General features: G+C 65.7%; 23 protein-coding genes. 15 read left to right on the top strand and 8 right to left on the bottom strand.

Annotated elements, in window-relative coordinates:
• The first annotated feature begins 11 nt into the window (after positions 1–11).
• Positions 12–1,037, top strand: a complete 1,026-nt coding sequence (locus GGC64_RS19650; RefSeq protein ID WP_192725185.1) for a Rieske 2Fe-2S domain-containing protein — start codon at positions 12–14, stop codon at positions 1,035–1,037.
• Positions 1,037–2,122: a dihydrodipicolinate reductase gene (locus tag GGC64_RS19645; RefSeq protein WP_192724227.1), complete on the top strand. Its 1,086-nt coding sequence runs from the start codon at positions 1,037–1,039 to the stop codon at positions 2,120–2,122. The genes GGC64_RS19650 and GGC64_RS19645 overlap by 1 nt, the downstream gene beginning before the upstream one ends.
• On the opposite strand, the gene GGC64_RS19640 is transcribed toward GGC64_RS19645, so the two are convergent.
• A complete protein-coding gene (locus tag GGC64_RS19640) occupies positions 2,112–2,711 on the bottom strand; it encodes a TetR/AcrR family transcriptional regulator (protein ID WP_192724226.1) in 600 nt (199 codons plus the stop codon). The two genes, GGC64_RS19645 and GGC64_RS19640, sit on opposite strands and share 11 nt — an antisense overlap.
• Before the next feature lie 9 nt (positions 2,712–2,720).
• A complete protein-coding gene (locus tag GGC64_RS19635; protein WP_192724225.1) occupies positions 2,721–3,950 on the bottom strand; it encodes a cytochrome P450 in 1,230 nt (409 codons plus the stop codon).
• A 59-nt stretch (positions 3,951–4,009) separates the two neighbouring features.
• Here GGC64_RS19635 and ddaH point away from each other — a divergent pair, with 59 nt between their 5' ends.
• Together ddaH and purD are read left to right on the top strand one after the other, a co-directional pair.
• Complete coding sequence (gene ddaH, locus GGC64_RS19630; RefSeq protein WP_192724224.1) at positions 4,010–4,780, top strand: dimethylargininase; 771 nt, start codon at positions 4,010–4,012, stop codon at positions 4,778–4,780.
• Between the two features lie 13 nt (positions 4,781–4,793).
• Positions 4,794–6,062, top strand: coding sequence for a phosphoribosylamine--glycine ligase (gene purD / locus GGC64_RS19625; RefSeq protein WP_192724223.1), 1,269 nt, complete (start codon positions 4,794–4,796; stop codon positions 6,060–6,062).
• On the opposite strand, the gene GGC64_RS19620 is transcribed toward purD, so the two are convergent.
• Entirely contained in the window at positions 6,059–6,967 is a 909-nt protein-coding gene (locus GGC64_RS19620) for an alpha/beta hydrolase family protein (protein ID WP_192724222.1), read from the bottom strand. The two genes, purD and GGC64_RS19620, sit on opposite strands and share 4 nt — an antisense overlap.
• Entirely contained in the window at positions 6,964–7,542 is a 579-nt protein-coding gene (locus tag GGC64_RS19615) for a TetR/AcrR family transcriptional regulator (protein ID WP_192724221.1), read from the bottom strand. Before GGC64_RS19615 ends, GGC64_RS19620 begins: the two co-directional genes overlap by 4 nt.
• Positions 7,543–7,590: 48 nt before the next feature.
• Between GGC64_RS19615 and GGC64_RS19610 the strand changes: the two genes are divergently transcribed.
• Together GGC64_RS19610 and GGC64_RS19605 are read left to right on the top strand one after the other, a co-directional pair.
• A complete protein-coding gene (locus GGC64_RS19610) occupies positions 7,591–8,427 on the top strand; it encodes an oxidoreductase (protein ID WP_192724220.1) in 837 nt (278 codons plus the stop codon).
• Positions 8,428–8,477: 50 nt separating this feature from the next.
• Positions 8,478–9,107 (top strand): TetR/AcrR family transcriptional regulator, encoded by a 630-nt coding sequence (locus GGC64_RS19605; RefSeq protein WP_192725184.1) that lies wholly within the window; start codon positions 8,478–8,480, stop codon positions 9,105–9,107.
• Here the strand turns inward: GGC64_RS19605 and GGC64_RS19600 are convergent.
• Positions 9,104–9,946: a DUF429 domain-containing protein gene (locus GGC64_RS19600; RefSeq protein WP_192724219.1), complete on the bottom strand. Its 843-nt coding sequence runs from the start codon at positions 9,944–9,946 to the stop codon at positions 9,104–9,106. The two genes, GGC64_RS19605 and GGC64_RS19600, sit on opposite strands and share 4 nt — an antisense overlap.
• Positions 9,947–9,986: 40 nt before the next feature.
• On the opposite strand from GGC64_RS19600, the gene purB reads away from it, so the two are divergent.
• Genes purB through GGC64_RS19580 form a run of 4 tightly spaced genes read left to right on the top strand, consistent with a single transcriptional unit; the run spans position 9,987 to position 14,033 of the window.
• On the top strand, positions 9,987–11,405 hold the full coding sequence (gene purB, locus GGC64_RS19595; protein WP_192724218.1) for an adenylosuccinate lyase: 1,419 nt from the start codon (positions 9,987–9,989) through the stop codon (positions 11,403–11,405).
• Positions 11,406–11,413: 8 nt separating this feature from the next.
• Positions 11,414–12,640, top strand: a complete 1,227-nt coding sequence (locus tag GGC64_RS19590; RefSeq protein WP_192725183.1) for a cytochrome P450 — start codon at positions 11,414–11,416, stop codon at positions 12,638–12,640.
• Entirely contained in the window at positions 12,637–13,116 is a 480-nt protein-coding gene (locus tag GGC64_RS19585; protein ID WP_192724217.1) for a RidA family protein, read from the top strand. Before GGC64_RS19590 ends, GGC64_RS19585 begins: the two co-directional genes overlap by 4 nt.
• Positions 13,113–14,033: a tellurite resistance/C4-dicarboxylate transporter family protein gene (locus tag GGC64_RS19580; protein ID WP_192724216.1), complete on the top strand. Its 921-nt coding sequence runs from the start codon at positions 13,113–13,115 to the stop codon at positions 14,031–14,033. The genes GGC64_RS19585 and GGC64_RS19580 overlap by 4 nt, the downstream gene beginning before the upstream one ends.
• Here GGC64_RS19580 and GGC64_RS19575 read toward each other — a convergent pair.
• Together GGC64_RS19575 and GGC64_RS19570 are read right to left on the bottom strand one after the other, a co-directional pair.
• Complete coding sequence (locus GGC64_RS19575) at positions 13,954–14,820, bottom strand: type IV toxin-antitoxin system AbiEi family antitoxin domain-containing protein (protein ID WP_192724215.1); 867 nt, start codon at positions 14,818–14,820, stop codon at positions 13,954–13,956. The genes GGC64_RS19580 and GGC64_RS19575 overlap by 80 nt on opposite strands.
• Positions 14,821–14,919: 99 nt before the next feature.
• Complete coding sequence (locus GGC64_RS19570) at positions 14,920–15,537, bottom strand: hypothetical protein (RefSeq protein WP_192724214.1); 618 nt, start codon at positions 15,535–15,537, stop codon at positions 14,920–14,922.
• A gap of 30 nt (positions 15,538–15,567) precedes the next feature.
• Between GGC64_RS19570 and GGC64_RS19565 the strand changes: the two genes are divergently transcribed.
• A complete protein-coding gene (locus GGC64_RS19565; RefSeq protein ID WP_192724213.1) occupies positions 15,568–16,455 on the top strand; it encodes a phosphoribosylaminoimidazolesuccinocarboxamide synthase in 888 nt (295 codons plus the stop codon).
• Positions 16,452–18,557, top strand: a complete 2,106-nt coding sequence (locus GGC64_RS19560; protein WP_192724212.1) for a S9 family peptidase — start codon at positions 16,452–16,454, stop codon at positions 18,555–18,557. The genes GGC64_RS19565 and GGC64_RS19560 overlap by 4 nt, the downstream gene beginning before the upstream one ends.
• Here the strand turns inward: GGC64_RS19560 and GGC64_RS19555 are convergent.
• A complete protein-coding gene (locus GGC64_RS19555) occupies positions 18,516–18,965 on the bottom strand; it encodes a DoxX family protein (protein WP_192724211.1) in 450 nt (149 codons plus the stop codon). The two genes, GGC64_RS19560 and GGC64_RS19555, sit on opposite strands and share 42 nt — an antisense overlap.
• Positions 18,966–19,047: 82 nt before the next feature.
• On the opposite strand from GGC64_RS19555, the gene GGC64_RS19550 reads away from it, so the two are divergent.
• From GGC64_RS19550 to GGC64_RS19540, 3 genes are all read left to right on the top strand, one after another.
• A complete protein-coding gene (locus GGC64_RS19550; protein WP_192724210.1) occupies positions 19,048–19,605 on the top strand; it encodes a TetR/AcrR family transcriptional regulator in 558 nt (185 codons plus the stop codon).
• A 9-nt stretch (positions 19,606–19,614) separates the two neighbouring features.
• Complete coding sequence (locus GGC64_RS19545) at positions 19,615–20,106, top strand: glutathione peroxidase (protein ID WP_192724209.1); 492 nt, start codon at positions 19,615–19,617, stop codon at positions 20,104–20,106.
• A gap of 63 nt (positions 20,107–20,169) precedes the next feature.
• Positions 20,170–20,874, top strand: a complete 705-nt coding sequence (locus tag GGC64_RS19540; RefSeq protein WP_192724208.1) for a DUF2334 domain-containing protein — start codon at positions 20,170–20,172, stop codon at positions 20,872–20,874.
• Positions 20,875–20,886 lie beyond the last annotated feature (12 nt).

Genomic DNA, 20,886 nt, shown 5'->3' with positions numbered 1-20,886 from the left:
TTCTTGTCGACATGGCCAAGCCGCCACTGTCCATGAAGCCGACGGGCTGGTTCCAGGTCGCCTGGTCGGACGAGGTCGGCGTCGGCGACGTGCACGCGATGAAGTACTTCGGCGAGGAGCTGATCGCATGGCGTTGCGAGTCCGGCCAGGTCACGGTCATGAATGCCTACTGTGAACACCTCGGCGCGCACCTCGGGTTCGGCGGCCACGTCGTGGGGGAGGTGATCCAGTGCCCGTTCCACGGCTGGCAGTGGAACGCCGACGGCCGCAACGTCTGCATCCCCTACGAGAGCAGGCCCAACCGCGGCCGTCGGATCAAGACCTATCCCGTCGTTGAGCGCAACGAGTCGATCTACCTCTGGCACGACATCGAGGGTCGCGACCCGTTCTTCGACGCACCGGACGTGTTCGCCGACTTCCATGACGGCCGCAACCCGGCCGACTACTACCCGCAGCAGCGGCTCTTCGAGCAAGGCCATGAGCTGCATCCGCAGTACGTGCTCGAAAACGGTGTCGACTTCGCGCATTTCAAGTACGTGCACCAGACGCCGATCAACCCGATCTTCACCCGCCACGACTTCGCCGCACCGGTGTCCTACGTCGACTTCACCATCACGTTCGAGGGCGATGACCAACAGTCCATCGACGACGTCGGCAGTGGGGTGGAGGCCATCAACGGCGGACTCGGTGTGGCGGTGACCAAGAGTTGGGGGATGATCGACAACCGCACGATCTCCGCGATCACCCCCGTCGACGAATCAACATCTGACGTCCGGTTCATGGTCTACATCGGCCGGACGCCCGGCAAAGACACGGAGCGGGCGGCGCAGAAGGCCGCGGAGTTCGGCGAAGAAGTCATCCGGCAGTTCCGCCAGGACATCCACATCTGGTCGCACCAGCGTTATTCCGATCCGCCCGCGCTGGCCAGCTCCGAGTACGAAGGGTTCACGGCGATCCGCAAGTGGGCCCTGCAGTTCTATCCCGACGGCCGCGGCGGCAGTGCCGCGGACCTTGCCTCGGCCAATCAGAAGGGTTGATGTTGTCCAACAAGCCGATTCGTGTGTTCCAAGTCGCCACGGGCAACGTGGGCTCCGAGATGATCAAGCGCTACGGCGCACAGTCCGAGCTCGAACTGGTTGGGGTGCACTGCTATTCGCCGGATAAGATCGGCAAGGATGCCGGCGAGCTTGCGGGTATCGAACCGAACGGCGTCGTCGCCACGGGCACGGTCGAGGAGATCATCGCCGCCAAGCCCGACGTGCTGACCTTCCACGGCGTGTTCCCCGACGAGGACCTCTACGTCAAGGTGCTCGAGGCCGGGATCAATGTTGTCACCACGGCCGACTGGATCACCGGCTGGCACCGCGACACCAACCACCCCCACCCATCGGGCAAGCCGGTCAGCCAGGTGCTGGCAGAGGCGTGCGAGAAGGGCGGCGCTACTTTCTACGGCACGGGAATGAACCCCGGTGTCAACCAGATCCTCGGCGTCGTCTGCTCATCGGATGTCGCCGAGATCGAGAACGTCACCACCATCGAGTCCGTCGACGTGTCGTGCCACCACAGCAAGGACACCTGGATAGAGGTGGGTTACGGTCTGCCCGTTGACGATCCGAGCATTCCGGGCAAGCTGGAAAAGTACACGCGTGTCTTCGCCGACAGTGTGCTGATGATGGCCGATTGCTTCGAACTGAAGCTCGACGAGGTCAAGTTCAGCTACGAACTGGGCGCGTGCACCAAGGACGTCGATCTGGGTTGGTACACCCTGCCGAAGGGCTCCCTCGGCGGCAACTACATCAAGTACCAGGGCATGGTGGACGGGGTGCCGCGCGTCGAGACGCACCTCGAGTGGCAGATGACACCGCACACGGATCCGAGCTGGGATATCAAGGGCTGCTACATCACTCAGATCAAGGGCGACCCGTGCATCTACAACAAGCACATGATCTTCCCGAAGCCCGGCGTGGACCTCTCCGATCCGTCGAACTTCGCGTCGATCGGCATGACCGTCACTGGCATGCCCGCGCTGCATGCGATCGAGTCGGTGGTGGCCGCCCCGCCAGGGCTGCTCACCAGTGCCGATCTCCCGCTTCGGGGGTTCGCAGGCCGATTCAGGATCTAGGCCCGACAGCCGAGCCGACCCAACGCCTCAAGTAGTCGCGCAACTCGGCGCCCTGCCGCGGCGGTCGGCCGGGATCGACGACGAACGACTGGATGATGCGCAGCAGATGCTCGGCGAGTTCGTCGAGATCCGCGTCGCTGAAGCCGAGACCGGCCCAGTCGACATCGAACCGACGCAGCATCGAGTTGGCGAACTGCACGGCGACGTCGGAGGTGACCGATTCGGTATGCGCATCGGCGCGGCCCGGAACGATCAGCAGCCCGATGTGCTTGTCCTTCGGTAGCCATTCCAGCGCCGTCGCAATGCCTTCCGTGACCGCTTCGACCGGATCGGTGATGCCCTGCAGATGCGTGGCCAGTCGGTCGAGGAAGTCGGTGGCGGCGTGCACGGCAGCGGCCACAAGCAACGTCTCGGTGCTGGGGAAATACCGGTAGACGGTCTGTCGGGTGACCCCGAGCGTGCGGGCGACGTCGGCGATGGAGAAGTCGGCACCCTTGGCGTCGATGGCCTTGCCCGCGGCGTCGAGGATGCGGGCGACGGCTTCTTCGTCGGTTGCGGGGGCCGAGCCCGACCAGCCGTGGGTGCGCACGCGCCGATGCTATCCGCGATAAGAGACCTGTAGCCGCTTGACCCCGTTGAGCCAGCCTGATCGAAGCCGTTCCGGCTCCGACAGTTTGGCGATGTCGGGGATCTGCTCGGCGATCTCGTTGAAGATCAGCTTGATCTCCATGCGCGCGAGGTTGGCGCCGATGCAGAAGTGTGCTCCGTTGCCGCCGAAGCCCAGATGCGGGTTGGGGTCGCGCTGGATATTGAATCGGAAGGGTTGGTCGAACACCGCGTCGTCGTAGTTGGCGGAGCTGTAGAACAGGCCGACGCGCTGCCCCTCACGGATGGCGACCCCGTCGATTTCGGTGTCCGCCAACGCCGTTCGTTGGAAGCAATGCACGGGGGTGGCCCAGCGGACGATCTCGTCGGCCGTCGTCTCGGGCCGCTCACGCTTGAACAACTCCCACTGGTCGGAGTTTTCGAAGAACGCGTTCATCCCGTGTGTCATCGCATTACGGGTGGTCTCGTTGCCCGCGACCGCCAGCAGGATCACGAAGAACGCGAACTCCACGTCTTCCATGGATTCGCCGTCGATATCGGCCTGGACCAACCGCGTGACGATGTCGTCGGCCGGGCAGCGGCGCCTCTCCTCGGCCATGGTGTAGGCGTAGCCCATCAACTCGGCGTTGGCGGCAACGTAACCCGCCTCGAAGTCGGGATCTTCGGTGTTCATGATCGCGTTGGTCCAGTGGAACAACTTTTCGCGGTCCGCCTCGGGCACACCGATGAGGTCCGCGATCGCCAGCAGCGGTAGCTTCATCGCGATGTCGTCGACAAAGTCACCGCTTCCCTTCTCCTTTGCCGCGGCGACGATCTCACGGGCCGCGACGGCGAGCTTGTCCTCCAACGTGGACACGGCTCGCGGCGTGAACAACCGTGACACGAGCTTGCGCAGCCGCGTGTGCTCCGGCGCGTCGTGGTTGATCAGCAAGGCCTTGGTCAGCTCGAGTTGTTCGGCGTCGGTGCCCTCGGGCATCCGCATCACCACACCCTTGCGGTTGGTCGACCACAGGTCGCCGTTGCGCGAGATCTCCTTGATGTCGGCATGACGGCTGATCACCCAGTAGCCGCCGTCGTCGAAGATCGATTCCTTTTGCTCGTTCCACCACACCGGCGCGGTCTTGCGCAGCTCGGCGAACTCGGTGACGGGGATGCCTTTGAGCAGGACGTCGGGGTCGGTGAAGTCGTAACCCTGGCCGAACGGACATGTGGTCTGCGTCATAGTTAGACCATACACCGCGATGTCAAGTGTATGGCCTGATCCGACCGTACGATCGAGCAGTGCACGGCAAGAAGGCGTTGGTGAGGCGGCCCGGCTCACGGCTGGCCGAAGGGCTCCTCACCCACATCGAGCGGTCCCCTGTCGACGTGAACACCGCGATGAGGCAGTGGGAGGGCTACCTCAGGGCGTTCGTCGACGCAGGGTGGCGGGTCACCGAGGTCGAGCCCGCGCCTGCGTGTCCCGACAGCGTGTTCGTCGAAGACACCGTCGTGGTGTACGGCGACCTCGCCGTCATCGCACGACCCGGGCCCGCCGAACGCCGCCCGGAAACTGCGGGCACCGAGAAAGCTGTCGCCGAAATGGGTTACCGCATCGCACATATCGAGGCACCCGGGGTGCTCGACGGCGGCGATGTGCTCAAGCACGACGGCATCGTCTACGTCGGACAGTCGGGCCGCACCAACGCCGACGGCATCCGCCAGCTGGCCGAGCACCTCGAGTCGTTCGGCGCGACCGTGCTGCCCGTCGCGCTGTCCAAGGCGCTGCACCTCAAGTCCGCGGTGACCGCGCTGCCCGACGGCACGATCATCGGCTACGAGCCGGTGGTCGACGACCCGTCGGTCTTTCCAACGTTCCTCGCGGTACCCGAGGAGCCGGGTGCCCACGTCGTCCTGCTCGGCGACGGAAAGCTACTGATGTCCTCGGCCGCACCCGAGACCGCCGCGTTGCTGCGGACGCGTGGCTACGAACCGGTGCTCGTCGACATCGGAGAGTTCGAGAAGCTCGAGGGCTGCGTGACGTGCCTGTCGGTCCGGCTGCGCGGCATCTGATTAGGGTGTGCCTGTGCGCGTCCTCGTGATCGGATCCGGAGCCCGTGAACATGCGTTGCTGTTGGCGCTGCGCCGAGACCCCGAAGTCGAGGAGTTGGCTGTCGCCCCAGGCAATGCCGGAACCGCGATCATCGCCGATCAGTACGACGTCGACGTCGGCTCCGGCGAGGCCGTCACCCAACTGGCCCAGCGCATCGGTGCCGACCTGGTTGTCGTGGGTCCCGAGGTGCCATTGGTCCTCGGCGTCGCCGACGCCGTGCGCGCCGCGGGCATCGCGTGCTTCGGGCCGACGAAGGACGCCGCCCGCATCGAAGGATCCAAGGCGTTCGCCAAGGACGTGATGACCGCCGCGGGTGTGCGGACCGCGACGAGCGAGATCGTCGACAACCCTGCGCACCTCGACGCGGCGCTGGACCGGTTTGGTCCCGCCGCCGGCGAGCAGGCGTGGGTGGTCAAGGACGACGGGCTGGCCGCAGGCAAGGGCGTGGTGGTGACCGCTGACCGCGACGCCGCGCGGGCGCACGCCGCGAGCCTGCTCGACTCCGGACACCCGGTGCTACTGGAATCGTTTCTCGACGGCCCCGAGGTGTCGCTGTTCAGCATTGTCGACGGCGAGACCGTCGTACCGCTGGTTCCCGCACAGGATTTCAAACGAGTCGGCGACAACGACACCGGACCCAACACCGGCGGGATGGGTGCCTACGCACCGCTGCCGTGGCTGCCCGCCGAGGTGGTCGAGCGGATCGTCGACGAAGTGGTCAAACCCGTTGCGGTGGAGATGGTTCGGCGGGGGAGCCCGTTCTCGGGTCTGCTGTACGCCGGGCTGGCGATCACATCGCGCGGCCCTGCCGTCGTCGAATTCAATTGCCGCTTCGGCGATCCCGAGACTCAGTCCGTGCTGACGCTGCTGGACAGTCCATTAGGGCAACTGCTGCGCGCGGCCGCCACCGGTCAACTGGCCGATCAGCCGCCGCTGCAATGGCGCGACGGCTATGCCGTGACCGTCGTCGTCGCTGCGGAGAACTATCCGGGGCGGCCGCGGGTCGGCGACGTGATCGTCGGGTCGGAGGCCGACGGCGTGCTGCACGCGGGCACCGCGCGACGCGACGACGGCGCGATCGTGTCGTCGGGCGGCCGGGTCCTCTCAGTCGTCGGCACTGGCGCGGATCTGGTGGCCGCTCGCGATGCCGCCTATGCGCTGACCAATTCGATTCGCTTGCCCGGCAGCCACTTTCGGTCCGACATCGGGCTGGCAGCGGCGGAGGGCCGCGTCAGCGTCTAAGCAGTCAGCAGGGGAGCCATCCAGGCGATCTCCGCCGGCAGCTGCGAACTCCAGAACGCACCGTCGTGTCCGCCGGGCGAAAACCCGCCCGATGGCGGAGTGGGCAGCTGGCCGATGAACTGCTTGGTCGCCGAGTAGAACGGATCGCTGTTGCCGCAGTCGATTCGGATAGGGATCTGGCCCAGCTGCGGCAGACCCCACACGCTGTTGGTGGCGTAGTCGTCGGCCCCGTCGAACGCACCCGGGGCCGTCGCGCCCGACGATGTCCACAGCGCGGGGCTCACCGCGCAGATCGCCGCGGTGCGGGCGGGGCCGAGTCGCGCGCCGAGCAGCAGCGCGCCGTAGCCGCCCATCGACCAGCCGAGAAAGCCGACCCGTGAAGTGTCGAGCCCTTGCGAGGCCAGCATCGGGATGAGTTCGTTGAGCACCATCGCGCCGGAGTCCTCGCCTGACGCACGCTTGTGCCAGTAGCCTCCGCCGCCGTCGACCGCGACAACCGCGAACGGCGGGATTCCCGCCGCGACGGCCTGCGCCAAACCGTTCTCGACGCCGCCCGCCATCACGCCCGCGGCATCCTGCCCCTTGCCGTGCAGTGCGATCACCGGCCGCAGCGCGGCGGTCTGTCCGGGCGGGCGCGCTATCGCCCAGTTCGTCGCAACACCGCCACGCGCGGCGGAGACGAACGAGCCGTCGACGTACGTCGGCTGCACGGCTGCGGGTGCGGGCTCCATCGGCGGCGGGGGAGCCAGTGGAGTGCCCGCACTCGTCATCGACACCGACGGCGCGGCCGTGCTCGGCGTGTGCAGCACCGAACCCAGCGCGTAAGCACCGGCGGCCCCGGCCACGGCGCCGACGCCAAGGCGCAGAATCGCGCGGCGACTGAGTTCAGGCATGCGGGCCATCATGCCAAAGGCGTTTCGACGATCGCCGTGAACACCGCGTCGAGCACGTTGACCAGCTGATCGGGGTCGGCCTGGTTGAGTGCACGGGTGCCGACCGCCCGGCGCATCAGCAGCACCCCGGCGATCACCGACAGCATGACTTCGGTGCGGATCGCGCGACCGGGTTCGGGAAGCTGACGGGACAGCCGCGTGCCGACGTGACGCTCGATACCGGCGCGCACGATCTCGACGGCGCGCGGATTCGACACCGAGCGCAGCATGATCAGGAACGGCTCGAGGGGGTCGGCGTCCGGATCGGTCCTGGCGACCAGCGCGACGGCCGCGCCGTGCGGAGGGTCGTCGGCATCGTCGGCGATCACGGCCGGAATCGCGAACGACGTCTCGACGGCCTCGGCGAACAACTGCTCCTTCGAGCCGAAGTACCTGTTCACCATCATTGCCGTGACGCCGGCGTCGGTCGCGATCTCGCGCACGCCGACCCCGTCGTAGCCGGCGCGGGCGAAGTTGCGAATCGCGGATTCGAGGATCGCGTCGCGGGTGGCTGCGGCGTTGCGCGGTCGGCGGTGCGTGGATGCCATGGCTCGACGGTAGGGAATAGGAAGCGCTAAGTCTACGTCTGTAGACATATGACATCGAAGGTTTGGTTCATCACCGGAAGTTCCCGCGGCTTCGGCGCCGAGTTGGTGCGCGCCGTCCTCGCCAACGGCGATCGCGTCGTCGCCACCGCACGTAAGCCGGAGCAACTGCGCGCGCTCGTTGCGGGATATGAGGACCGCGCGCGCGTTTTCGCTCTGGACGTGACCGACGCCGACGCCGCCGTCGCCGCAGTCGAATTCGCCGTCGCCGAGTTCGGTCGCATCGACGTCGTCGTCAACAACGCCGGCTACGCGAACAGCGCGCCTATCGAGGAAACCGACCCTGTCGACTTCCGCGCCCAGATCGAGGCCAACCTGTTCGGCGTCGTAAACGTCACTCGCGCAGCGCTACCCGTGTTGCGGGCGCAGCGATCCGGTGTGTTCGTTCAGTTTTCGTCGATCGGCGGCCGCGTCGGTGGCACTCCTGGCCTTGGGGCATATCAGACGGCGAAGTTCGCCGTCGAGGGTTTCTCCGAAGTGCTCGCCAACGAGGTGGCCGCGTTCGGGCTGAAGGTGATCATCGTCGAACCCGGCGCGTTCCGCACCGATTGGATGGGCTCATCGATGACGATGCACGAGCCGGGCGCCGACTACCGAGAAGCGATTTCGTTCATTCATGAATTGCGCAGAACCGCCAACGGAACTCAGCCCGGCGACCCGGCGCGCGCCGCACGCATCATCATCGATGTGGTCGAATCACCCGAGCCGCCACGGCGCCTGCTGCTCGGCAGCGACGCCGTCGAACTAGCACTGGCGAATGGCACCGAGCGCAACGAGGAGGCCCGGCAGTGGGCGGCCGTCAGCCGCAGCGCCGACTTCCCTGAGTAAAGCCTGATGATTAGCCGAAAGCGCGATGCCGCAAGGCCGTGACTGGCAGCATGCTAGAGGTGACGGCAGCAGTCACTCCTAAGGGAGAACGTCGGCGGTATGCGCTGGTGAGCGCGGCCGCTGATCTGCTGTGCGAGGGTGGCTTCGACGCGGTGCGGCACCGCGCCGTCGCCCGCCGGGCGGGGTTGCCGCTGGCGTCGACGACGTACTACTTCTCGTCCCTCGACGACCTCATCGCAAAGGCCGTAGAACACGCCGGAACGCGTGAAGCCGAACAGTTGCGGTCACGGGTTTCGGTGCTGTCGCGGCGGCGTCGCGGTGCGGAGGCAACGGCCGATCTGTTGGTTGATTTGTTGGTCGGCGAGGCCAACGGGCTGCGGGTCACCGAGCAGTTGATCTCACGCTATGAGCGATACATCGCCTGCGCGCGCCAGCCCGGGCTGCGCGAGATCGAACGACGGATTCTGCAGCAGCGCACCGACGCTGTGGTCGAGGTCGTCGAGAGGTCGGGCCGCGCAGTGCGCGCCGAACTTCTCACCGCGCTGGTGTGCGCTGTCGACGGCGCCGTGGTGGCGGCGTTGGTTGGCGACGGCGACGGCCCGCGTGCGACGGCCCGCGCGACACTGATCGATGTGATCGATGTGCTCGCACCGATCGACGAACCGGCGGTGTCGGCCTAACGCAGCGCTTCCCGGATCGCGGTCAGTTCGCGCTGGGCGTCTTCGAGCAGTTCCATCGCCCGGATGACCCGATTCTCCAGCGACGACCGACTGCCTTTGCGTTCTGGAACTGCAGAAGTCTTGACGGGCAGCGTCGGTGTCACGATGTAGCCGTTTTCGTAGTCGCCGTAGATGGTCACGTCCTCCGGCCGGTGATACCAGTACAGCGCGACGTAGGCGGCGATGACCGCGTCGACCGGATCCTCGTCCCTGTCGAGTTGACTCGGTTTGGTGGCGGCCCCGACCCTTCTGCGGAGTTCGACCCACGAGACGCTGCGATTCGCGCGAAGCCTCGGTGTTGCGTTGTCGAGTCCCTCGATCAGCGTCATCAGCTTGAGCAACTCGCGCTGGCGTTCGTCGAACGGCCCCTTCTTGTACTTCAACGTCTTCTCGAGGTTGAAGAGGACGACGGTGGCCGGGTGCGGGTAGACCTCGATGGCCCGCCGGTTCGCGTTTGAGCCCGGATCCATGTCGAGACCGAGGTTGGCTGCCAGCACCGCGGCGCGCGGCGGATTGAAAAGGGGATTGGTGGTGTTGGCCGGATATGCGCCCGCATCGAATTTCTGGAAGTCGCGGTTGAACGCGGTCTCGGCGGCCCGATATCCGGTCGGGTTGTTCACGATCAGCGGCGCGTCGATGGCAACCACGCAGTCGTCGCCGGTGAACGGGGCCACCGCGTCGATGATGCTGGCGTCGTCCTCGGCGATGCCGACGTGAAGCAGGCGCCCGTCGGAGTCGATTGCGGCCACCCCGGTCTGCTTCTTTTCGCCCCACGCAAGATCCAGCCCAACAAAGTGCATGCGCCTAGCCTGCCTTATCCGGGCCGTAAGCTGTGTGTCTGTGACGATCCCCAATGTGCTGGCCAACCGGTATGCCAGCGAGGAAATGGTGGCGATCTGGTCGCCGGAGGCCAAGGTCGTCGCCGAGCGTCGGCTGTGGCTGGCGGTGCTTCGGGCGCAGGCCTCGTTGGGCGTCGACGTACCCGACGGCGTGGTCTCCGATTACGAGCGGGTTCTCGAGGACGTCGACCTGTCGTCGATCGCCGAGCGCGAACGGGTGCTACGTCACGACGTGAAGGCTCGCATCGAGGAATTCAACGCCCTGGCCGGCCACGAGCACGTGCACAAGGGCATGACTTCTCGTGATCTGACCGAGAACGTCGAGCAACTGCAGATCCGCCGGTCCTTGGAACTTGTTTTCGCGCACGGCGTCGCGGTGGTGGCGCGGTTGGCCGAACGGGCGATCAGCTACCGCGATCTGGTGATGGCGGGCCGCAGCCACAACGTCGCTGCGCAGGCGACGACGCTCGGCAAGCGATTCGCATCGGCGGCCGAGGAGATGCTGTTGGCCTTGGAACGGCTTCGGGGGCTGATCGACCGATATCCGTTGCGCGGCATCAAAGGTCCGATGGGCACCGCACAGGACATGCTGGACCTGTTCTCCGGCGATACGTCTCGGCTGGCCGAGCTGGAGCGGCGGGTAGCCGAATTCCTCGGCTTCACAGACATTTTCACCAGCGTCGGCCAGGTGTATCCGCGGTCGCTGGACCACGACGTGGTTTCGGCCTTGGTTCAGCTGGGCGCGGGGCCGTCGTCACTGGCGCACACCATCCGACTGATGGCAGGCCACGAGTTGGTGACCGAGGGGTTCGCACCGGGCCAGGTCGGTTCGTCGGCCATGCCGCACAAGATGAACACCCGGTCGTGTGAACGGGTGAACGGGCTGCAAGTGGTGGTGCGCGGCTATGGGTCGATGGCCGCCGAATTGGCAGGCGCGCAATGGAACGAGGGCGACGTGTTCTGCTCGGTGGTGCGCCGGGTCGCGCTGCCCGACGCGTTCTTCGCGATCGACGGGCAGATCGAGACATTCCTGACGGTGCTCGACGAGTTCGGCGCATACCCCGCGGTGATTCAACGTGAACTCGACCGCTATCTGCCGTTCCTGGCCACTACGCGGATCCTGATCGCCGCGGTGCGCGCCGGGATGGGCCGCGAGGCCGCGCACGAGGTGATCAAGGAGCACGCCGTCGCGGTGGCGTTGGCCATGCGCGAGAAGGGTTCGGAGCCCGACCTTTTGGATCGGTTGGCGGCCGATCCGCGGCTGCCGCTGGACCGTCCGGCGCTTGATGCGGCGCTGGCTGACAAGCAGGCGTTCACCGGCGCCGCGGGCGATCAGGTCGACCGGGTGGTGGACGCGGTCGACGATCTGGTCGGCCGCTATCCCGAGGCGGCCAAGTACACCTCGGGTGCCATCCTGTGAGTTCGTCGTTGTCTGGGTCTTCGGGGTTGTCGGAGATCGACTTCACCGATCTGGACAACTTCGCCGGTGGATTCCCGCACGCGCTGTTCGAGGTGCATCGGCGCGAGGCGCCGGTGTACTGGCATGCCGCGACCGAGCGCACGCCGGATGGGGAGGGCTTCTGGTCGGTGGCCACGCACGCGGAAACGCTTGCGGTGTTTCGTGATCCGGTCACCTTCTCGTCGGTGACCGGGGGGTCGCGGCCGTTCGGTGGCACGCTGTTACAGGATCTGTCGATCGCGGGACAGGTTCTGAACATGATGGATGATCCGCGACACTCGGAGATCCGCCGACTGGTCAGTTCGGGGTTGACGCCGCGGATGATCGCTCGGGTTGAGGACGATCTGCGGGCGCGGGCTCGTCGTCTGCTGGACGCGGTCGTGCCGGGGTCGCCGTTCGACTTCCTGGTCGAGATCGCCGCCGAACTGCCGATGCAGATGATCTGCATTCTGCTGGGAGTGCCTGAGTACGAACGGCATTGGCTGTTTCACGCGATCGAGCCGCAGTTCGACTTCGGCGAGGCCCGTAGGGCCCAGATAGGCACAGTTAGGCAGTTGACGGCCGAGGAGGCCGGCTCGCGGATGTACACCTATGGCCAGGAGTTGATTGCGGCGAAGCGCGCCAAGCCAACCGACGACATGCTGTCGGTGGTCGCCAACGCCGGCGGGCTTTCGGATCTCGAACTGTACTTGTTCTTCAGCCTGCTGTTCAGTGCCGGTGCGGAGACCACGCGTAACGCCGTTGCCGGCGGGCTGCTGGCATTGGCTGAACATCCCGCCCAGCTGGCGTTGTTGCGTTCGGATCTTGGGCTGCTGCCGACGGCTATCGAAGAGATGGTGCGGTGGACGTCGCCGTCGCCGTCCAAGCGCCGCACCGCCACGCGCGACGTCTCGTTGGGTGGTTGCCTGATCGAGGCCGGGCAGAAGGTCCAGATCTGGGAAGGGTCGGCGAACCGCGACTCGTTGGTTTTCGCGAATGCCGATTCGTTCGATATCACGCGTAAACCCAATCCGCACTTAGGGTTTGGCCAGGGCGTGCACTACTGTCTCGGCGCAAACCTGGCCCGGCTGGAGCTACGGGTGCTGTTCGAGGAGCTGCTCGGCCGGTTCTCGTCGGTGCAGGTGGTCAAGCCGGTGGAGTGGACGCGAAGCAACCGTCACACCGGCATTCGGCATCTGGTGGTCGAGCTGCGGTGACATTCGAGCAGCGCGTCTCAGAACTCGGCCTGCAGTTGCCGCCGGAGCCGTTGCTTCCGCCGGGGGTGCGGATTCCGTTCGAGTGGGTGCGGGTGGTGGATTCGCGGTGTGTGCTCAGTGGCCATGGCGCGCTTGGTTTGGATGGCGCGCCCGCGGGTCCCTTCGGGCGGGTGCCGAGTGAGGTGTCGTTGGAGGCCGCGCAGGAGTCTGCGCGGTTGACGGTGCTGGCGATGCTGAGCTCGTTACGTATCGCGTTGGGATCGCTTGACCGCGTGCGTGATTGGGTGACTCTGACCGGGTTCGTCAACGCCGATCCCGGCTATCCGCAAACGACGGCGGTGCTCAACCCCGCCTCGGACCTATTGCTCGAAGTGTTCCGCGAACACGGTAGACATGCGCGAAGCGCTATCGGGGCGGGCGCGCTGCCGCTGAACCTGCCGGTGATCATGTCGGCAGAGGTGATCGTCACGCCGTGAAACCCGATGCGTTCGCGGCGGTCATGGCGACCGGCATCGTGTCGATCGCGGCTCTGGATCACGGCTTTGACGTCATCAGTGAGGCATTGATCGCGCTGGCCGCCGTGGCGCTGCCCGTGCTCATCGTCGGCGTCGCAATCGCGTGGAAACGCGAGTCGTGGAGGCTCACGGATCTCGATGTCTCCCTTCGGTTGTGCACCTATGTCGCGGCGTGCGCGGTGGTCGGTGCGCGCCTGGCCGAACACCGATGGGTGCTGTGGGCGCTGACGGGAATGGCACTGCAGGGCTGGCTTTCGTTGGCGCCGGTGATCGCGCGACGGATGTGGCGCGACCGCTCAGGCCTGCGCGACCGTGCGCGTGGCGGGTGGGAGTTGGCCAGTGTCGCGACGTCGGCAGTGGCGATATTGATGGCGGATCTGCGGATCGTGTTCTGGGCGCTGGTGTTGTGGGCGGTCGCGATCGTCGCGTACCTGATGATGACCGGGCTGATCGTCTGGCGGGCTGCGCGTGATCCTTCTGCGCCGGAGTTGGCGCAGCCCGACATCTGGATTCTGATGGGTGGCGCGGCGGTCGCGACTCTGGCAGGTGATCACATCCACAAGGCGGGGTTGACGTTTGTATGGCCGGTGACGGTGGTGACGTGGATCGTTGCGACGGCGTGGATCCCGGTGCTGGTCTATGTGGTGCTGCGCAGGCGAGTCGGACTGGCGTGGCCCGCGGTGTTTCCCCTCGGGATGTACGCATCGGCGACATATGCCACCGCCGTCGAGACCGGCTGGCGGTGGCTGACGGCGGTGTCGCTGGCATTCTTCTGGATCGCGTTGGTGGCGTGGGCGTTCACAGCGCTACAAGCCCTCTCGCGAATCGGATCTCCGCCAGCACCCGCTGGGGGTACTCGGTTAGATCTAGCCACGTGAATCGCAGCACCTTCCAGCCGAGCAGCGCGATCTTGTTCTGCCGTTCACGATCTGTTTGGAAGTCTTCCTGGCTGCTGTGAAAGGCCCAGCCGTCGGTCTCGACGGCGACCTTCTGGCTAGGAAACGCGACGTCGATTTTGAACCCGGCGAGCGGATAGTTGGCTTTCCACCCGGTTATGTTGTTGTCGCGCAACAGCTTGATCAGCAGGCGCTCGGCTTCTGATCGCGCGCCGTCGGATGCGGCGTGCAGTAGTTGCCGCGCGGCGGGTGAGCCGTGGCGGCCCTTGTTGCGCAAGTGCGCATTCCACAGCTGTGCGAGCTCGACATGACGCTGGAGCGCCGAGTCCATCAGCTTCGCGCCTCCGCCGCGTCGCGCGGCGGCCTCGACGACCGTCAGCGGCAGCGCTGTCACTCTCAACCCGTTCCGCTCGACAACGTCCTTTGGCGCCAAATCCCGTCGCCGAGCTCGGACACCGGGTCGTTGTCGATGATTGCTCACCTTCGGCACCGTTACTTCGACGACTTCCGGAGCGTATCGAGTAACGCCGTGCCACCAAGCAGCGGCAAGCCCGCTCGCGGTTGCCTTCGTGCCATAGGACCAGACCGCGACACGTACTCGCGACGCGTCAGTGAATGGTCGATCGTCAGCGAAAAACACGCCTGGCGAGCAGCGCAGCCATCGGCCCGCGAGGACTCGTCTGCGTACTGCATCATGGCTGAGTCCAGCGCGCATGGCTTGAGCAAGGGTTATTACGCCATCGTGCTGACGCAAATACTCGTCGACCACATTCAGGGTGGACGTGTCCCACGCCCTACGGGTTCCACGCCCAGCGATTCGTGCACGAAAATCCGCGCTCGCCGCGTGAAAACGTGCACAAATCGCGGGTTAGCGGCGGAGGCGGACGCCTGCCGCGCGGAGTTCCAGGGCCGCGAGGCCGCGGATCGCCGCGCTGTCGTGGCTGCGCCACGCTCCGACCGGATCGTCGTGGATGGCCGCGAGCTTGGCCAGCGGTCGATTCGCCAGCGCGCGCAGCGCCAGCAGCTGCTCGCCTGCCGGCGTCGCCGCCAACGTCAACGCCGTCCACTTGCGACGGAAGAACCGCACCCGCAGGAACAGCCAGGGCATTGCGACGAAGAGGATGGGTGGCGCGGCCACGGCAATGGCCAGCACCCACGCCAGCCACGACGCCGTGGTGTTCAGGCTGTGGCCTGCCCCGGCGATATCGAGCGCGGCGTGGCTGGCTGCCCGCAGCGGCTTGCTCAACGCGTCGCCGATGAGCGGGAAGTCGTCGGTGCGATCACCAGCGGAGTCGAGGTTGTCGGCCACGCCGTTCGCCCCGGTCTCGACCTGACGGCCGACCTCGGCGATGGTCGACACGGCGGAGTGCACCGCAATCCCGACCAGCACCCAGATGGTCGACCAGGCGATCACGACCGCGTCGCTGATCAGCTGCCCGAGCAGCCGCGTCGGGGTGGTGGCATAAGGCACGTAACGGGACGTCATGGCATTGATCCCAGCAGATAGGCTGGCCCGATGCGCCCGTCTCTGTCGGACTACGAACATCTGGCCAGCGGCAAGGTTCGCGAGCTGTACCGCGTCGACGACGAGACCCTGCTGTTCGTCGCCACGGACCGGATCTCCGCCTACGACTACATCCTCGACTCCGAGATACCCGACAAGGGCCGAATCCTGACCGCGATGAGCGTGTTCTTCTTCGACTACGTCAAGACGCCCAACCATCTGGCAGGCCCGCCCGACGATGAACGCATCCCGCAGGAGGTGCTTGGCCGAGCGCTGGTGGTGCAGGAGCTGGAAATGTTGCCCGTCGAGGCCGTCGCCCGCGGATATCTGACCGGCTCGGGCCTGATCGATTACCAGAAAACCGGCAAGGTGTGCGGCATCGCGCTGCCACCAGGACTGACGGAAGCCAGCAAGTTCGCCCAACCGCTGTTCACCCCGGCCACCAAAGCCGAACTGGGACAACATGATGAGAACATCAGCTTCGTCGACGTGATCGAGCTCGTCGGTGCGGTGCGGGCCAACCAGTTGCGCGAGAAGACCCTGCAGACCTACATCCAGGGTGCCGATCACGCGTTGACGAAGGGAATCATCGTCGCGGACACCAAGTTCGAGTTCGGTGTTGACAAGCACGGCAACATGCGGCTGGCCGACGAGGTGTTCACTCCCGACTCCAGCAGGTACTGGCGCGCCGACGAGTACAAAGAAGGCGTCACCCAGCAGAGCTTCGACAAGCAGTTCGTCCGCAACTGGCTCACCGGCCCTGAGTCAGGATGGGACCGCAACGGCGACAAGCCACCGCCCGCGCTGCCGCCAGATATCGTCGACGCCACCCGAGCCCGTTATATCGAGGCCTACGAACGTATCTCGGGCCTCAAATTCAGCGACTGGATCAAGCCGTGAAACCACCCGAAGCAAAGCGCGTCGAGCACCGCCGCGAGTATCACGGCGACGTGTTCATCGATCCCTACGAATGGCTGCGCGACAAGGACAATCCCGAAGTCGTCGAATATCTCAAGGCCGAGAACGAGTACACCGACCACACGACCGAACGGCTGGCGCCGCTGCGGCAGAAGATCTTCGACGAGATCAAGGCCCGCACCAAGGAAACCGATCTGTCGGTGCCGACTCGCCGCGGCGAGTGGTGGTACTACGGCAGAAGCTTCGAAGGCAAGCAGTACAGCGTGCAATGTCGTTGCCCCGTCACCGATCTCGACGACTGGGTGCCGCCGCAGTTCGACGAGGACACCGAGATTCCCGGTGAGCAGATCCTGCTCGACGAGAACATCGAAGCCGAAGGCCACGACTTCTTCGCGCTCGGCGCAGCAGGCGTCAGCCTGGACGGCAACATCCTGGCTTACTCTGTTGACGTCAAGGGTGACGAGCGATACACGTTGCGGTTCAAGGACTTGCGCACCGGTTCGCTGTACGACGACGAGATCGTCGGCATCGGCGCCGGTGCCACCTGGGCCGCGGACAACCGCACCGTCTACTACGTCACGGTGGACGAGGCTTGGCGACCGGACACCGTGTGGCGGCACCGACTCGGCTCCGGTCTGCCCGCTGAGAAGGTGTACCACGAACCCGATGAGAAGTTCTGGCTCGCGGTCGGCCGTACGCGAAGCAACAAGTACGTCATCATCGCGGCCGGTAGCGCCGTCACCACCGAAATGCGATACGCCGACGCTACCGACGGCACTGCCGAGTTCACGGTCATCTGGCCGCGCCGTGAGCTGGTCGAGTATTCCGTCGAGCATGCGATTGTCGGCGGCGAGGACCGGTTTCTGATCCTGCACAACGACGGCGCAGAGAACTTCACGCTCGTCGAGGCTCCGGTCAGCGATCCCAACACATATCGCACGTTGATCGAGCATCGCGACGATGTCCGGCTCGACTCGGTCGACGCGTTCGAGCGCCATCTAGTGGTCAGCTACCGCAGCGAGGCGCTGCCCCGGATTCAGCTCTGGCCGATCTACGCCGACGGTGATTACGGCCATCCCGAGGACATCACCTTCGACTCCGAGCTGATGTCGGCCGGCATTTCGGCCAACCCGAACTGGAGCTCGCCCAAGCTGCGGATCGGCGCGACGTCGTTCGTGATTCCGGTGCGCATCTACGACATCGACCTCGCCAGCGGTGAACGCACGCTGCTGCGAGAGCAGCCGGTGCTCGGCGACTACCACCCTGATGAGTATGTGGAGCGGCGCGACTGGGCGGTGGCTCCAGACGGTGCGCGGGTGCCGATCTCGATCGTCCACCGCATCGGCGTGCCCTATCCGGCGCCGACGCTGCTGTACGGCTACGGCGCCTACGAGTCGTGCGAGGATCCGCGGTTTTCGATCGCCCGGCTGTCGCTGCTGGACCGCGGCATGGTGTTCGCGGTCGCGCACGTGCGCGGCGGCGGGGAGCTCGGCAGGCCGTGGTACGAACACGGCAAGCTGCTGGAGAAGAGGAACACCTTCACCGATTTCATCGTCGTGGCAGGCCATCTCATCCAGACCGACGTGACGCGGCCGGAGAACCTGGTCGCCTTCGGTGGCAGCGCAGGCGGCTTGCTGATGGGCGCCGTCGCTAACATGGCACCCGAGCTCTTCTCGGGCATTCTGGCCGCGGTGCCGTTCGTCGACGCGTTGACCACCATCCTCGACCCGTCGCTGCCACTGACTGTGACCGAATGGGACGAGTGGGGAAACCCGTTGCAAGACAAGGACGTCTACTACTACATGAAGTCCTACTCGCCCTACGAGAACATCGAGGCGAAGAATTATCCGCCGATACTGGCGATGACGTCGTTGAACGACACTAGGGTGCTCTATGTCGAGCCCGCGAAATGGGTTGCAGCGCTTCGCCACACCAAGACCGACGATCACCCGGTGTTGCTCAAGACCGAGATGAACGCCGGCCACGGTGGAATCAGCGGACGTTACGAGCGCTGGAAAGAAGCCGCATTCCAGTACGCCTGGCTATTGGATGCTGCCAAGGCCAACCACGACGGCAGCGGCTAGGTACACGACCTCCTCGACCGTGCGCACGTCCAGCCGCGAGGTCATCGACTTCGGCGGGTTGGGCATCCGTGCGGCGTAGATGTTGGCGGGGAACATCACCAGCATCAGCACGAACAGGCACACCGCTGCAGCCACCCGGGTCGGCGGATACAGCAGCCCGGCTGCGCCCAGTAGTTCGAGGACGCCGGTGATGGTGACGAGCATTCCGGCGGCGGGCAGCCGCGGCGGCACGATCGCGATCATGTCGCGCCGAAGCGGGTTCACGAAGTGCGCGACGCCGGTCATCACGAACATCGCGGCGAGCCCGACGGCGAACGCCTGCGGCCAGCTGTTGACGTAGTCGACCCCAAGCCAGCCGACCACGCGGGCACCCAGCGTGCCGAGGACCAAAGTGATGATGACGGCCATCGCGGCTCCTATCTAGACAGTGACAAGATGAACGTATCGAGTAATCTAGCCACTGTCAAGATTTGGCGGTTAGGATGTCGTAATGAGCAGGGACACCTACCACCACGGCGATCTGAAGGCGGTCATCCTGACCAAGGCCGCCACTCTGGTCGCCGAGCGCGGCGCCGACGGAATCTCTCTGCGCGAGCTCGCGCGAGAGGCCGGGGTATCCCACGCCGCCCCTGCGCATCACTTCACCGACCGTCGCGGCCTGTTCACGGCCTTGGCAGCCGAGGGCTGGCGGTTGCTGGCCGAGGCATTGAAAGGTGCTCGCCCGGAGTTCATCGATGCCGCGCTTGCCTATGTTCGCTTCGCGCTCGACCACCCCGGCCACTACGCGGTGATGTTCGACAGCTCCCTGCTGAATCCGGACGACCAGGAGCTGATCGCGGCGGTGGGCGCCGCTGGGACCGAGCTTGTCCAAGGCGTAGGCACGCTCGACGATTCGCGCGCCAAAGGCGATCCGCAAGCCGCGGCATTGGCGGCATGGTCTCTGGTACATGGCTTTTCGCTGCTGTGGCTCAACAAGGCCATCGATAACGAAGCGGATCCGATCGCGTTGGTGCACCGTGTTGCGGGAATGCTTTTCAAGAACGGTTAATGTGCCGGTATGACTTCGCTGAACGAGATCGCCCTGACGACGCTGGACGGGCGTCCCACCACGCTGGCCGAACTTGCCGACGGCGCTGCGCTGGTGGTGAACGTGGCCTCGAAATGCGGTCTCACGCCGCAATACTCCGCGCTGGAGCAGCTGGCGAAGGACTACGGTGACCGCGGCCTGACGGTTATCGGCGTGCCGTGCAACCAGTTCATGGGCCAGGAGCCGGGCACCGCGGAGGAGATCCAGACGTTCTGCTCGACGAACTACGGTGTGACGTTCCCACTGCTGGCCAAGACCGACGTCAACGGCGATCACCGCCACCCGCTCTACGCAGAACTGACCAAGGCCGCCGACGACAGCGGCGAGGCGGGCGACATCCAATGGAATTTCGAGAAGTTCCTGCTCGCACCGGGCGGCCGGGTGGTCAACCGGTTCCGGCCACGCACGGCTCCGGATGCGCCAGAGGTGATCACGGCCATCGAGGCCGTCCTGCCGCGATAGATGGTCAACTGCTGACCACGTGTTGTAAACCGTTGGGACACCTGAGGTTGCCACACTGAACACGTGGCTGGACAACTGATCGTCTCGGTTTCCGGGATCAGCGACCGCACAGTTGCCGACGTCGACGCGTTCTGCCGTCGGCTCGACGAGCGCGATGTGCCCGTCTCATTTCTGGTCGCTCCGCGGATCAAGGGCGGCTACCGCCTCGACTCCGATGCGCCGACGGTCGAGTGGCTGGCGCAGCGGCGTGAGCAAGGCGATGCCATCGTCTTGCACGGCTTCGACGAGGCGGCTACCAAGAAACGGCGCGGCGAGTTCGCGACATTGCCTGCACACGAAGCCAATTTGCGGCTGATGGCGGCCGACCGGGTGCTCGAACACCTGGGGCTGCGGACCCGGTTGTTCGCCGCGCCGGGCTGGACGGTTTCGCAGGGCACTGTAACTGTGTTGCCCCGCAATGGCTTTCGACTGCTGGCCAGCCTGAGCGGCATCACGGATCTGGTTCGTCAGACTACGGTGCAGGGCCGCGTGCTCGGCATCGGCGAGGGGTTCTTGAGCGAGCCATGGTGGTGCCGGACGCTGGTGCTTTCGGCGGACCGCACTGCGCGGCGCGACGGTGTCGTCCGCGTCGCGGTCGCCGCGCGGCACCTGCGCAGGCCGGGACCACGGCAGGCCATGCTCGACGCCGTCGACCTGGCGCTGATGCATCAGTGCGTGCCTGCCGTCTACCACTGGGATCCGTATCCAGCGCTCACCGACGCAGCCTGACTCGAGACCGCT

Origin of the sequence: Mycobacterium sp. OAS707 (assembly GCF_014873705.1) — a bacterium.
Lineage (GTDB): Bacteria > Actinomycetota > Actinomycetes > Mycobacteriales > Mycobacteriaceae > Mycobacterium.
This window is presented reverse-complemented; position numbering and strand designations above follow the sequence as displayed.

What these genes read in the sequence shown, in the direction of transcription:
- GGC64_RS19650 (WP_192725185.1), top strand. Translation starts at nt 12, where the DNA reads ATGGCCAAGCCGCCACTGTCCATGAAGCCGACGGGCTGGTTCCAGGTC.
- GGC64_RS19645 (WP_192724227.1), top strand. Translation starts at nt 1,037, where the DNA reads ATGTTGTCCAACAAGCCGATTCGTGTGTTCCAAGTCGCCACGGGCAAC.
- GGC64_RS19635 (WP_192724225.1), bottom strand. Translation starts at nt 3,950, where the DNA reads ATGACGCAGACCACATGTCCGTTCGGCCAGGGTTACGACTTCACCGAC.
- GGC64_RS19620 (WP_192724222.1), bottom strand. Translation starts at nt 6,967, where the DNA reads ATGATGGCCCGCATGCCTGAACTCAGTCGCCGCGCGATTCTGCGCCTT.
- GGC64_RS19615 (WP_192724221.1), bottom strand. Translation starts at nt 7,542, where the DNA reads ATGGCATCCACGCACCGCCGACCGCGCAACGCCGCAGCCACCCGCGAC.
- GGC64_RS19610 (WP_192724220.1), top strand. Translation starts at nt 7,591, where the DNA reads ATGACATCGAAGGTTTGGTTCATCACCGGAAGTTCCCGCGGCTTCGGC.
- GGC64_RS19605 (WP_192725184.1), top strand. Translation starts at nt 8,478, where the DNA reads ATGCTAGAGGTGACGGCAGCAGTCACTCCTAAGGGAGAACGTCGGCGG.
- GGC64_RS19600 (WP_192724219.1), bottom strand. Translation starts at nt 9,946, where the DNA reads ATGCACTTTGTTGGGCTGGATCTTGCGTGGGGCGAAAAGAAGCAGACC.
- GGC64_RS19570 (WP_192724214.1), bottom strand. Translation starts at nt 15,537, where the DNA reads ATGACGTCCCGTTACGTGCCTTATGCCACCACCCCGACGCGGCTGCTC.
- GGC64_RS19565 (WP_192724213.1), top strand. Translation starts at nt 15,568, where the DNA reads ATGCGCCCGTCTCTGTCGGACTACGAACATCTGGCCAGCGGCAAGGTT.
- GGC64_RS19555 (WP_192724211.1), bottom strand. Translation starts at nt 18,965, where the DNA reads ATGGCCGTCATCATCACTTTGGTCCTCGGCACGCTGGGTGCCCGCGTG.
- GGC64_RS19550 (WP_192724210.1), top strand. Translation starts at nt 19,048, where the DNA reads ATGAGCAGGGACACCTACCACCACGGCGATCTGAAGGCGGTCATCCTG.
- GGC64_RS19545 (WP_192724209.1), top strand. Translation starts at nt 19,615, where the DNA reads ATGACTTCGCTGAACGAGATCGCCCTGACGACGCTGGACGGGCGTCCC.